An 11,645-nucleotide genomic window follows, 5' to 3' on the forward strand; every position below is an offset into this window, starting at 1 on the left:
GGACGGTGGGCGCGCTGGTTCGACGAGCGACTCTCGTGATCATCGGGCCGGCGTCAGCCCGGACCTTCGTCCACGAGACCCGACAGGAACGATCGGCGTGGGCCGGACACCTAAGCAGATTTCGCCGAGGCGGACAACTTTTCGGCGAAATCTGCGACAAGAGAACAACCTAAGCGGGCGAAGCGTTGGCCTGCCCATGCAAGTCTGCTTGGAGGCGCCGGTCCCCGCTCCGTCTCACGCCGCGGGCCTCGCCCCGCGATCCGCACCGGGCCGGCGCTCCATGGTGAGCCGATGGAGCCCCATGCCGGCGAGCATCGCGGCGACGAACACGGCGACCGCGGGCAGGCCGAGGACGAGGCCGGCGAGGGCCGGGCCGGGGCAGAAGCCGGCGAGCCCCCAGCCGATGCCGAACAGGGCGGCGCCGGCGAGCAGCCGGGCATCCACCCGCCGGTTCTCCGGCACCGCGAAGCGGGCCGCGAGGACGGGGTGCGCCATGCGCGTCCGGGCGAGGGTGCCCAGCGCCGAGACGCCGACCGCCCCGGCGAGCACGAAGGCGAGGCTCGGATCCCAGGCGCCCGCGAGATCGAGGAAACCCAGGACCTTGCGTGGGTCCATCATGCCCGACAGGGCGAGGCCGAGGCCGAACAGCAGACCGCTCGCGACGGCGGCGAGGAGGCGGAGGGCGCTCATCGGGCCAGTCCGTGCCGGACGAGGAACACGGTGAGGATGGCGCAGGCCATGAAGGTCGCGACCGCCGCGAACGAGCGCGGCGACAGCCGGGCGAGGCCGCAGACCCCGTGCCCGCTGGTGCAGCCGGAGCCGAGCCGCGTCCCGAACCCGACGAGGAGGCCGGCCGGCACCAGGACCGGCCAGGACGCGACGCTGCCGACAGCCGGCCAGTCGCCGGAGGCGAGGCGGTACAGGACCGGACCGGCGAGGAGCCCGACGAGAAAGGCCAGCCGCCACGCCCGGTCGCGGGCCTCCGCTCCGGCCAGACCGCCGAGGATGCCGCTGATGCCCGCGATGCGGCCGTTGGCGAGCAGCAGCAGCGCCGCCGCGGCACCGATCAGGGCGCCGCCGGCGAGGGGATCGAGGTAGGCCGTCACGGGAGGAATCTCCTGTCTTGCTCCGGTTCGCGAGGGCCGGACGGCATCCGGCCGGGTCTTCGATCATCCGTCCTGTCGATCTCGCATCGTCGATGCCGGGCCACACGCTCGGCAACGATACGAGACCGGAGCCCTTGGTCGTTTCGACGAGCGTCGGTATCATTCCTCCGCGCGCAGCGGCCTGCTGAGCAGGCCGGCGATGGCCTCGTCCAGCTGCAGGGTGCCGGCGACGAGGCCCGCCACCGCCTCGGCCACCGGCATCTCGACCTCGCGGCGCCGGGCCAGCGCCACCAGCCCGGAGGCGGTCAGGGCGCCCTCGGCGAGCTTGCCGCCGGCCGCGTCCTCGAGGCTCGCGCCGCGTCCCAGGCGCTCGCCGAAGGCGAAGTTGCGCGATTGCGCGGAGGCTGCGCTGAGCACGAGGTCGCCGAGGCCCGACAGCCCCATCAGGGTCTCGGGCCGGGCCTCCCAGGCGCGGGCGAAGCGCATCAATTCGGCGAAGCTGCGGGCAACGAGGGCGGCGCGGGCGCTCTCGCCGAGGCCGCGCCCGATCACCGCCCCGCAGGCGATGGCGAGCACGTTCTTGGCCGCCCCGCCGATCTCGACGCCGCGCGGGTCGCTGCCGTGATAGACCCGGAAGGTCGGCCCCGACAGGGCGGCGGCGAGGGCGGCGGCACGCGCCCCGTCGCGGCTCGCGAGCGTCACGGCGGTGGGCAAACCGCGGGCGACGTCCGCCGCGAAGCTCGGGCCCGACAGCACCGCCAGGGTTGCTCCCGGCGCGGCCTCGGCGGCGACGTCGGTCATGAACGCGTCGGTGCCGCGCTCGATGCCCTTGGCGCACAGGATCAGGGCGGCGTCCGGCGCGAGGTGGGGACGCAAACCCGTCAGCACGCCGCGCAGGGTCTGGGCCGGGGTCACCACCAGCACCGCCTCGGCCCCGGCGAGGTCCGCCGGGTCGGCCGTGGGCGCGACGCCCGGATGCAGCGTCACGCCGGGGAGGTGGCGGGCATTCTCGCGCGAACGGGCCATGGCGGCGGCGGCCTCGCCGTCGCGCATCCACAGCGTCACCCGCCGCGGCGCGGAGGCCGCCGCCGCGTTGGCGAGCGCCGTGCCCCAGGCGCCGCCGCCCAGGACTGCGACCGGTCCGACGGTGGTCGTCGGCCCGAGGGTGCTCATGCTGCATCTCCGGCAAGGAAATCCGCAGCCGCCATCCGGTAGAGCCGGTGCGGCCGCAACGGGTGGCCCTCGGGCAGGGCCGGGTGGTCGAACCCGCCGACCGCCGCCATGCCGAGCCGCTCCATCACCCGCCAGGACGGTTCGTTGAGGCTGGCGGTATAGGCGACGATCTCGGGCAGGGCGCAGCGGGCGAAGGCGTCGGCGAGGGCGAGGCGGGCGCCGCGGACCGCGAAGCCCCGGCCCCAGGCCGGGCGGGCGAGCCGCCAGCCGATCTCGACGAGGCCGGTCTCCCGGCCGATCAGCGAGCCGAGGGGCAGGGGCCGGGCCGGCCGCCAGCAGCCGACGAAGCCGACGAACCCCTCCGGGGCCTCGACGGCCCAGGGGCCGAACCCGTCCTCCTCGAAGCGCCGGGCCAGCGCCCGCGCTTCCGCCTGGCTCTCCCGGGCGGTCTTCGGCGCGGGGAAGAAGCGCATCACCGCCGGGTCGGCGCAGAGCGCCGCGAAGGGCGCGTCGTCGGTCAGCCGCCAGCGCCGCAGCGCGAACCCGTCGCCGGGCAGGCTCGCGGGGGGCTGGGGGACCGGGCGCTTGCGCCGCCACAGCAGCGAGCGGTGGTTGAGCACCGCGAGGTCCTGCCGGCCGGCCAGCACCGCCTCGCCGAGGGCGAGGGCGACGTCGAGGCGCTCGGGCGGCATGTTGACCCAGGCGGGCGGCGCGACGCTCTCGCGCCAGGGCCCGCCGCAGGCATTGTCGAGCAGGATGCGGGCAAAGCAGTGGTTGCGCGAGACCGGCCAGTCCGGGCGCCCGCCCGCCGCCTCGGGCAGGCGCTCGTCCACCAGGGCCCGCCAGCGGCGGCGCTGTGCCTCGAGCTCCGCGGGGCTCATCCGGCCGCGGGGGGGCGGGCGTCGGACCGGGCCTGCGCGAAGGGCCAGCGCGGCCGGGCCGGCGCCGTGATGTCGTCGGTGAGGCCGAGGCGCAGGCGCTCGATCCCCGCCCAGGCGATCATCGCGCCGTTGTCGCCGCAGAGCGGCAGGGGCGGGGCGACGAGGGGCAGGCCGGCCTCGCCCGCCTGGTGGGTGAGGGCCCGGCGCAGGGCCCCGTTCGCCGCGACGCCGCCCGCGGCGACCAGCGCGGTCGGATGGCCGGCGACGTCGCCGAAATCGCGCAGGGCCACCCGCACCCGGTCCACCACCACGTCGACCACCGCCGCCTGGAAGCCGGCGCAGAGATCGGCGACGTCTTGGTTGGTGAGCGGCGCGATGCGCTCGGCCTCGATCCGCAAGGCCGTCTTGAGGCCCGAGAGGGAAAAGTTCGGCTCGCGCCGGCCGAGCATCGGGCGCGGCAGGGCGAAGCGCTCGGGGTCGCCGGATTCGGCCGCGCGCTCGACCTCGGGGCCGCCCGGATAGCCGAGGCCCAGGAGCTTGGCGACCTTGTCGAAGGCCTCGCCGATCGCGTCGTCGATGGTGCCGCCGAGGCGCACGTAGTCGCCGACGCCCTTCACGGCGACGAGCTGGGTGTGGCCGCCGGAGGCCAGCAGCAGCAAATACGGGAAGGCGAGGCCGTCGGTCAGCCGGGCGGTCAGCGCATGCGCCTCGAGGTGGTTGACCGCGACGAGGGGCTTGCGGGCGACCAGCGCCAGGGTCTTGCCGGTGACGAGGCCGACGAGCACGCCGCCGATCAGGCCGGGTCCCGCCGCCACCGCGATGCCGTCGAGGTCGGCGAGCCGCAGAGAGGCGGTGTCGAGGGCCCGGGCGACCAGGCGGTCGAGCACCTCGACATGGGCGCGGGCCGCGATCTCCGGCACCACGCCGCCATAGGCGGCGTGCTCGGCGATCTGGCTCAGCACCTCGTTGGAGCGGATGACGGCGCGCCCATCCTCCTCCACCGCCACGATCGCGGCCGCGGTCTCGTCGCAGGTGGTCTCGATCCCGAGGACGTTCATGGCGTGGGGGTGGTCTCGCGAGGGGGCTGGCACGCCGCGCGGCGGCCGGTATGGTGCCACCAGATAACCCGCCGGCACGGGGCCGGCCAAGGGGTCGAACGTATCAGCCGGGTCGATCGTGTCCGTTCGGCCGATCGGTCCGGTGGGGGCGCGGGCCGGATCGCGGGAAGGGGAGGATGGCGTGACGGGGCCGACGGAAGGCGGGACCGCCCTGCGGGTCTGGGTCGCGCGGCCGCTGCCGGCCGGGCGCCGCACCGCCGAGCGCGTCGCCGCCCTCGGCCACCGGCCGCTCCTCGCCCCCGTCCTCGCCCTGGCGCCGAGCGGCGCGCCGCCGCCCGACGGTCCCTTCGACGCCCTGGTGCTGACGAGCGCGAGCGCGATTCCGGCGGTGGCGGGCACGCGGTTCGCGGCCTTGCCGGCCTATTGCGTCGGAGGCCGCACCGCGGCCGCCGCGCGGGCGGCGGGACTCGGGTCCGTCCACGAGTCCGTCCATGAGGCCGCGGGCGATGCCGCGGCGCTGGCCGGACTGATCGGCCGCACCCTGCCGCCCGGGGCGCGCCTCCTTCACGCCGCCGGGCGCGAGCGCAAGGACGAGCCGGCCGCGACGCTCGGGCGCCGCGGCTACCGCCTCAAGGTCTGGGTCGCCTATGCCGCCACGCCCCTGCCGGCCCTGCCGGAGGCCGTCGCGGCGGCCCTGGCCGACCAGGGCCTCGCCGAAGGAGGCCTTGCCGAAGCGAACCGTGTCGACGGGAGCCTCGACGCGGCCCTGCATTATTCGCGGCGCAGCGCCGCGACGGCGCTCGGTCTCGCCCGGGCGGCGGGCCGGGAAGCGGGATTTCGGCGCCTTGTGCACCATTGCCTGTCGGCGGACGTCGCCGCGCCCCTGGTCGCGGCCGGCATCCTGTCCCATGTGGTCGCGGCGCGGCCCGACGAGGACGCCCTGATGGCCGGACTCGCCTCCGTCCACCCGGAGTGTGACGCAGAGGCGTCGCCGGCCCTTCGCCCGGGCCGGGACCGATGCTAAGGGACGATGAATCAGCGCGCGGCCCGGGCGGGATCCTGCCCCGTGGACGCGCTCCAGCCGAGCCGATGGGCCCGCCTTCGCGGCGGGCTCCCGGCCCGACCCAGAGGTGAGGATCTTTCGCCGTGAACCCATCCGACAAGGACCAGAAGGATTCCCGCAACCGTCCCGGCGGGCGCGGCGGCAACCCGGCGGATGGGCCGATCATCGACCTGAAGGCCACCCGCGTCGCCGATGCGCCGAAGGCCGAGGCGGGCAAGCCCTCTTCGCCCGCGGCGGCGTCCGCGCGTCCTGGCGAGCCGACGAAGAGCGGCGAGGCGCCGAAGCCCGGCGCGACCGGGACCGTACCGGGCTCGGCGACGGCGTCCGGCGCGTCCGCGGCGAAGCCGGCCGGCGCCACGGGCGGCCCGACGGGACCCACGGGCTCGACCGGTTCCACCGGCCCGAGCGGGGCGACGGGCGGGGCGACGGGATCGGCCACGGCGACGAAGCCGGGCGAGGCCGCCAAGGCGGTGGAGACCAAGCCCGGCGCGACGGGATCGACCGGGTCCACGGGACCCGCGGCGTCGGCCATGCCGGGGAGCACCGCGAAGCCCGGCACCCCTCCGGTCGCCACCGGCCCCGGCAGCGGGCCGCTCAAGCTCGGGGATGCCAAGCCGGGCGAGACCAAGCCGGGTGAGACGAAGGCTGCGGACGCGAAGCCCGGCACCTCGCCGGCCGGCGTGCCCGGCATCAAGCCCGCGACCGACAGCAAGGCCTCGACCGCCGGAACCGGCGCGACGACAGGCGCCGCCGCGGCGGGCTCCGGCCCGAACCCGGCGAGCCCGAAGGCCGTGGGCGCGACCGGCACGACCGTTGCCGGAGCGACGGGCACGGGCCCCACGGGCGCGACCGGCGCCACCGGGGCACGCCCCTCGACGGTGCCGAAGACCGGCCCGCAGGCGGGCGCCGCCGCCGGGAGTGCGGTCCCACCGAAGGACACCTCCAAGGAACCCCCCAGGACCACGGCGGCGACCCCGGTCGTCCCCACCCCGGCCCGCTCGGGCGCCGGCTTCGGCTCGCTTCTCGCCGCCTCGCTGCTCGGCGGCGTGGTCGGTGCGGGCCTCCTCTACGGCGCCACCACCTACGGCCCGGCCTACGGCATCAACCTGCCGAAGCCCGCGACGCCGCAGGCGCAGGACGCGGTGCCGCTCGATCAACGCCTCGCCGACCTCGCCCCGCGCGAGAGCGTCCAGGCCCTCGACCGGCGCATCGCCTCGATCGAGCAGACGGTGCGACCGCTCCCCGACGCGGTGCGGGCGGCCGATGCCGCCGCCAAGACCGCGACCCAGCGCGCCGACGAGGCCCTGCGCAAGGCCGAGGCCGCTCCCGCCGGTCAGACGGCCCCCACCGCGCAGGCTCCCGCGACGCAAGCCCCCGCGACCTCGGCGCCGGCCGTCGGCATCGACCCGGCGCGCCTCCAGGGCATCGAGAAGCAGCTCGCCGACCTCCAGGGCCGCGGCGGCGGCGATGCCGGCCTGCGCCAGCGGGTCGACGGTCTCGCCCAGGCGGTGACGGCGCTCCAGGGCCGGAACGACGGCGCCGACCTGCGCGGCCGCCTCGACGGGCTCGACAAGGGCCTGAAGGCGCTCCAGGCCGATCTCGGCACCCGTACGGCCGCCGAGGAACAGGCCGACAAGGCGCTGGGCCAGCGCATCGACGAGCTGCGCCAGGCCCTCGACACCCGGGCAAAGGCCGCCGACCAGCGCGCGGACGGGCTGCAGCAGGCCTTCGACGCCCGCACCAAGACCGTCGACCAGCGCCTCGCCGACCTCGCCAAGTCGGTCGAGGGCCGGGCCGAGGCCGGTACCGTCCAGGCGGCGCTCCGGGTCGTCGCCGCCGACCGCATCGCCAGCGCGGTCGCCTCCGGGGCGCCCTATGCCGACGCGCTCGCCACCCTCAAGCAGCTCGATCCCGGCCAGACCGGGGCTCTCGCGCCGCTCGAGCCCTTCGCCCAGAGCGGCGCTCCGACCGCGGCCTCGCTCGCCCAGAGCTTCCAGCCCGTTGCCGCCAAGCTGAACGCCGCGGCGCTCGCCGCGCGGCAGAAGGCGGTCGCGGAGCGCGGCAGCATCACCGACCGGCTGACCAGCATGGCCGAGTCGATCGTCTCGGTGCGCAAGGTCGGCAGCGAGGGCGCGGCCCCGGCAGCGAGCACCCCCGCCGATCCGACCGAGGCCGGCGTGGCCAAGGTCCAGGACGCGCTGGCTCGCGGCGCGGTGGCGGATGCCGCCAAGGCCTTCGACGCCCTGCCGGAGCAGACCCGCCAGGAGGCCGGCGATGTCGGCCAGCGCCTGAAGGCTCGGGCCGCCGCCGGCGAGGCCGCGCGGGCCCGGCTCGCCGCCGCCTTCGCGGCGATCCAGGGTCCGGCGAACCGCTGACCACCTGACGCAGTGCGGCCGCCTGCCCGGGCGGCCGCGGGAAGCAACCTCCCGGGGCTCGATCGACGCCCCCTCGCGCGCCCGGTGCGGCAGCGCGGCTTTCTGGAGTTGATGGACCGATGTGGCGCGCACTCGCCTTCGTGGCACTCCTCGCCCTCGCCGCCTACGGGGCGGTCTGGCTCGCCGACCGGCCCGGCGTGGTCACCGTGACCTGGGGCGGCTACGAGCTGGCGACCAGTCTCGCGGCGGCCCTCGTCGGCGTCATGGTGCTCGCCGTGGTGCTCGGCTTCATCTGGGCCTTCGCCCGCGGCATCCTGAACCTGCCCGAGCGGCTGACCCTGTCGAGCCGGCGCCGGCGCCAGGCCCGCGGCTACAACGCGCTCTCGCGCGGCATGGTGGCGGTGGGCTCCGGCGACCCGGTCGCGGCGCGCCGCCACGCAGGCGAGGCCGAGCGCCTGCTCGGCAACGAGCCGCTCGCCCTGCTGCTGACCGCCCAGGCCGCCCAGATCTCGGGCGACCGCGCCGGGGCCGAGCGCGCCTTCCAGCGCATGGTCGACGATCCCGAGACCCGGGTCCTCGGCCTGCGCGGCCTCTTCGTCGAGGCCCGGCGCCAGGACGACGAGACCACGGCCCGCGCCTACGCCATCGAGGCCTCGCGCCTCGCCCCGAGCGTGACCTGGGCCAACGAGGCGGTGATGGAGAGCCAGTGCGCCGATCGCGACTGGACCGGCGCCCTCGACACCGTGTCGCGCCGCGCCGCGCTCGGCCTCTCCGACAAGGCGGCGATGCGCCGCCAGCGCGCCGTGCTGCTCACCGCCAGCGCCCTCGACCTCGAGGCCGGGGATCCCGAGCGCGCGCTCGCCCAGGCCCGGGAGGCGGTGAAGCTCGCCCCCGACCTGGTGCCGGCCGCCGCCCTCGCCGGGCGCCTCTTCGCCCGCCGCGGCGATCTCAAGCGCGGCGCCCGGGTGGTCGAGGCGGCCTGGCGCGCCGGCCCGCATCCGGACCTCGCCCGGGTCTATCTCGACCTGCGCACCGGCGATTCGAGCCGCGACCGCCTCGCCCGCGCCGAGACGCTGGCCCGGATCTCGTCCTGGCATCCGGAATCGCGCTTCGCGATCGCCCGCGCGGCGCTCGACGCCCGCGAATTCGCCCGGGCCCGCGACGTGCTGAGCCCGCTGCTCGCCGACCAGCCGACCGTGCGTGCCTACGAGACGATGGCGGAGATCGAGGAGGCCGAGCACGGCGCGTCCTCCGGCAAGGCCCGCGAGTGGCAGGCCCGCGCGGCCCGCGCCGCCCGCGATCCGGCCTGGTGCGCCGACGGCCTCGTCTCCGACCGCTGGGCCCCGGTCTCCCCGGTGAGCGGCCGCCTCGACGCCTTCGTCTGGCAGACCCCGCCCGATCTCCTGGGCCGCGCCTCCGCGGGCCCCGCCCACGCGTCCGCGCCCGGCGCGACCAATGGGACCGCCGCCCCGAAGACCGGCACCATCAACACCCTGGCCTCCGGCGCCTCGGGCCCGGCGGTGGTGCCCGTGCCGGTGACGATGCCGGAGGTGGTCGGACCGGGGCGCTGACCGCGCCGCGGACGATGGGCGGCGTCGCATCCGGGCGGGGGCGTCCGGATGCGGCACAGACCGGGGACGCCGCCCGGTCCCGGATCGGGCGACGCTCAGCCCCGGCTCTCGCGCAGGACGCGCGGCCCTAAACAGACTTGCGTTGGCAGGCCAACGCAAGTCTACTTAGACTCTTGCTGTGTCGTAGATTTTCTGAGCCGAACCGGTACCCACTTCGGCGAAATCTGCTTAGCCGATCCCCGCCAGGAGCTCGACGACCGTCTCGGGGTGGGGCACCTCGACGTCGTGCGGGACCGCCAGTTCGCGGTAGGTCCATCCGGATTTCGCCCGCGCCCGCTGCCGGCTCGGCTCGATCGCGGCGAGCGCCGGGTTGGTATAGGCGACATAGGTCACCGGCAGGCCGGCACCGGCGGGTTTGGAGAGCCGCACCGGGCTCTCGTAGGTGCCGATCGGGTGCGGCCGCAGGCGCTGCATGAACCAGTCCTTGGCCGGGCCGGCCGGAATCGGAAACGCCTCCGGGCCGGGTACCGGCAGGGCCACCCCAGCCCCTTGCTCCAGCGCCACCTTGCGCCGCGCGTCGGCCATGCCGGCGGGCAGGATCGTGAAGGCGGTGTCGCCGGTCTCGGGGATCAGCGCGTCGAGATAGACGACGTGGCGGATGCGGTCGGTGAGGCGGTCGGCGACCCCGGTCACCGCCATGCCGCCGTAGGAATGCCCGACCAGCACGACGTCGCGCAGGTCCTCGAAGGCGAAGACGCTCGCCACGTCGTCGATATGGGTGTCGACCGTGATCTGGCGCGACAGGAGGTGGCTGCGCTCGCCGAGCCCGGTCTGCGTCGGCGTGAAGACCCGGTGCCCGCGGCCGCGAAGGCCCGCCGCCACATCGCGCCAGATCCAGCCGCCGCCATAGGCGCCGTGGACGAGGACGTAGGTTTTCGGAGCCGCGCCTTGCGCCTGCGCCGCGCCCGGCGCCAGGGCCGCCGCCGCCAGGGAGACGCCCGCCAGGGCCGTTCTGCGATTGACCGTCACGCGCTGTGTCCTCCGGATCGTTCTTGAGTTTGTTCGTTCTTGCCACGTTGTAGCGGCGGAACGGCCCGGGTCCACCGCGATCTATGCGCGGGACGCGGCTCGCGCGCCGCGGTACCGGTGCTATGGAGGGGTGACCGACACGCTTGAACCAACGAGGGCACGAGCCGCCGATGACCCATGCGGAGACCGCCACGCCGCCGGACCTCGCCGGTACCCTGTCGCCGCGGATGCAGGGCATCGGCACGAGCCAGATCGGCCTCGTCGCCGACCGGGGCCGGGACGATCCCGAGGTGGTCAAGCTGTGGATCGGCGAGGGCGACCTGCCGACGCCGCCCTTCATCGTCGAGGCCGCCCACAAGGCGATGCTGGCCGGGCACACCCGCTACGCCACCTCGCTCGGCCTGCCGCGCCTGCGCGAGGCGCTGAGCGCCTACCACGCCCGGCACTGGGGCGTGCACGTGCCGCCGGAGCGCTTCGCCGTGACGGCGGGGGGCATGAACGCCATCATGCAGGCGGCCCAGGCGCTGCTGGAGCCCGGCGACGAGATCGTCATTCCCTCGCCAGCCTGGCCCAACCTCGCCGAGGCCGTGCGCATCACCGGCGGCGTGCCGGTGACGGTGCCGTACCGGGTGCAGGGAGACGGGCGCTTCGCCCTGCCGCTCGCCGACATCGAGGCCGCCCTGACGCCACGCACCCGCGCCGTCGTGGTCAACTCGCCCTCGAATCCGACCGGCTGGATCATGCCGCTCGACGAGATGAAGGCCCTTCGCGACCTCGCCCGGGCGCGGGGGCTGTGGATCGTCGCCGACGAGGTCTACGCCCACTTCGCCTACGGCAACGCCATCGCGCCGTCCTTCCTGCAGATCTGCACCGAGGACGACCGCCTGATCGTCACCAACACCTTCTCGAAGAACTGGGCGATGACCGGCTGGCGCGCCGGCTGGCTCATCGCGCCGCGGGGTTTGGCCCCCACCTTCGCCAAGCTCGGCCAGTACAACACCACCTCGATCCCGACCTTCATCCAGCATGCCGCCGTGACCGCCCTGGAGGAGGGCGACGGCTTCATCCGCCAGATGGTCGGCCGCTGCGCCGAGAGCCGCGAGATCCTGGTCGAGGGCCTGTCGCGGCTGCCCGGCGTCACCGTGTCGGTGCCGGAGGGCGCCTTCTACCTGATGGCCCGGGTCGCGGGCCCCGGCACCCCGCGGCCGGAGGAGACCAGCCTCGCGATCGCCTTCCGGCTCCTGGCCGAGGCCAAGGTCGGCGTCGCGCCCGGGACCGCCTTCGGGCCCGAGGGCGAGGGCTTCATCCGCCTGTGCTTCGCCATCAGCCCCGGCCTCGCCCGGGATGCGGTGGCGCGGCTCTCCGCCGTCCTCGGCCGCTGAAGAAGGG

Annotated in this window: 10 protein-coding genes; 4 read left to right on the forward strand and 6 right to left on the reverse strand. The window is 75.8% G+C overall.

What is annotated here, in order from left to right; translation table 11 throughout:
• Window positions 1-234: 234 nt before the first annotated feature.
• The 5 genes from miv_RS20940 to tsaD form a co-directional block, all read right to left on the reverse strand.
• Window positions 235-690 carry a DUF6691 family protein gene (locus miv_RS20940; RefSeq protein ID WP_207178650.1) on the reverse strand — a complete coding sequence of 152 codons (456 nt, stop codon included), beginning with the start codon at window positions 688-690 and terminating at the stop codon, window positions 235-237.
• A complete protein-coding gene (locus miv_RS20945) occupies window positions 687-1,106 on the reverse strand; it encodes a YeeE/YedE family protein (RefSeq protein WP_207178651.1) in 420 nt (139 codons plus the stop codon). The genes miv_RS20940 and miv_RS20945 overlap by 4 nt, the downstream gene beginning before the upstream one ends.
• A 159-nt stretch (window positions 1,107-1,265) precedes the next feature.
• Window positions 1,266-2,279 carry an NAD(P)H-dependent glycerol-3-phosphate dehydrogenase gene (locus miv_RS20950; protein ID WP_207178653.1) on the reverse strand — a complete coding sequence of 338 codons (1,014 nt, stop codon included), beginning with the start codon at window positions 2,277-2,279 and terminating at the stop codon, window positions 1,266-1,268.
• The gene (locus miv_RS20955) at window positions 2,276-3,160 is read right to left on the reverse strand and encodes a GNAT family N-acetyltransferase (RefSeq protein WP_207178654.1); all 885 of its coding nucleotides are present in this window, start codon (window positions 3,158-3,160) and stop codon (window positions 2,276-2,278) included. Before miv_RS20955 ends, miv_RS20950 begins: the two co-directional genes overlap by 4 nt.
• Entirely contained in the window at window positions 3,157-4,218 is a 1,062-nt protein-coding gene (tsaD, locus tag miv_RS20960) for a tRNA (adenosine(37)-N6)-threonylcarbamoyltransferase complex transferase subunit TsaD (protein ID WP_058617052.1), read from the reverse strand. The genes miv_RS20955 and tsaD overlap by 4 nt, the downstream gene beginning before the upstream one ends.
• 211 nt (window positions 4,219-4,429) lie before the next feature.
• Between tsaD and miv_RS20965 the strand changes: the two genes are divergently transcribed.
• The 3 genes from miv_RS20965 to miv_RS20975 all read left to right on the forward strand — a co-directional run bounded on the left by miv_RS20965 (window position 4,430) and on the right by miv_RS20975 (window position 9,227).
• Window positions 4,430-5,242, forward strand: coding sequence for a uroporphyrinogen-III synthase (locus miv_RS20965; protein ID WP_048426122.1), 813 nt, complete (start codon window positions 4,430-4,432; stop codon window positions 5,240-5,242).
• A 122-nt stretch (window positions 5,243-5,364) separates the two neighbouring features.
• Complete coding sequence (locus miv_RS20970; protein WP_207178655.1) at window positions 5,365-7,656, forward strand: COG4223 family protein; 2,292 nt, start codon at window positions 5,365-5,367, stop codon at window positions 7,654-7,656.
• Between the two features lie 119 nt (window positions 7,657-7,775).
• Window positions 7,776-9,227: a heme biosynthesis protein HemY gene (locus miv_RS20975; RefSeq protein WP_058617050.1), complete on the forward strand. Its 1,452-nt coding sequence runs from the start codon at window positions 7,776-7,778 to the stop codon at window positions 9,225-9,227.
• A gap of 228 nt (window positions 9,228-9,455) precedes the next feature.
• Here the strand turns inward: miv_RS20975 and miv_RS20980 are convergent, their stop codons facing one another.
• On the reverse strand, window positions 9,456-10,256 hold the full coding sequence (locus tag miv_RS20980; RefSeq protein ID WP_244748632.1) for an alpha/beta hydrolase: 801 nt from the start codon (window positions 10,254-10,256) through the stop codon (window positions 9,456-9,458).
• Between the two features lie 170 nt (window positions 10,257-10,426).
• Here miv_RS20980 and miv_RS20985 point away from each other — a divergent pair, with 170 nt between their 5' ends.
• The gene (locus miv_RS20985; protein WP_207178656.1) at window positions 10,427-11,638 is read left to right on the forward strand and encodes a pyridoxal phosphate-dependent aminotransferase; all 1,212 of its coding nucleotides are present in this window, start codon (window positions 10,427-10,429) and stop codon (window positions 11,636-11,638) included.
• Window positions 11,639-11,645: the final 7 nt, after the last annotated feature.

The organism is Methylobacterium indicum (assembly GCF_017347565.1).
GTDB lineage: Bacteria > Pseudomonadota > Alphaproteobacteria > Rhizobiales > Beijerinckiaceae > Methylobacterium > Methylobacterium indicum.

Bases quoted from the DNA above. Each gene is read 5' to 3' on its own strand.
- miv_RS20975 (WP_058617050.1), top strand. From the start codon at position 7,776: ATGTGGCGCGCACTCGCCTTCGTGGCACTCCTCGCCCTCGCCGCCTAC.
- miv_RS20950 (WP_207178653.1), bottom strand. From the start codon at position 2,279: ATGAGCACCCTCGGGCCGACGACCACCGTCGGACCGGTCGCAGTCCTG.
- miv_RS20985 (WP_207178656.1), top strand. From the start codon at position 10,427: ATGACCCATGCGGAGACCGCCACGCCGCCGGACCTCGCCGGTACCCTG.
- miv_RS20955 (WP_207178654.1), bottom strand. From the start codon at position 3,160: ATGAGCCCCGCGGAGCTCGAGGCACAGCGCCGCCGCTGGCGGGCCCTG.
- tsaD (WP_058617052.1), bottom strand. From the start codon at position 4,218: ATGAACGTCCTCGGGATCGAGACCACCTGCGACGAGACCGCGGCCGCG.
- miv_RS20940 (WP_207178650.1), bottom strand. From the start codon at position 690: ATGAGCGCCCTCCGCCTCCTCGCCGCCGTCGCGAGCGGTCTGCTGTTC.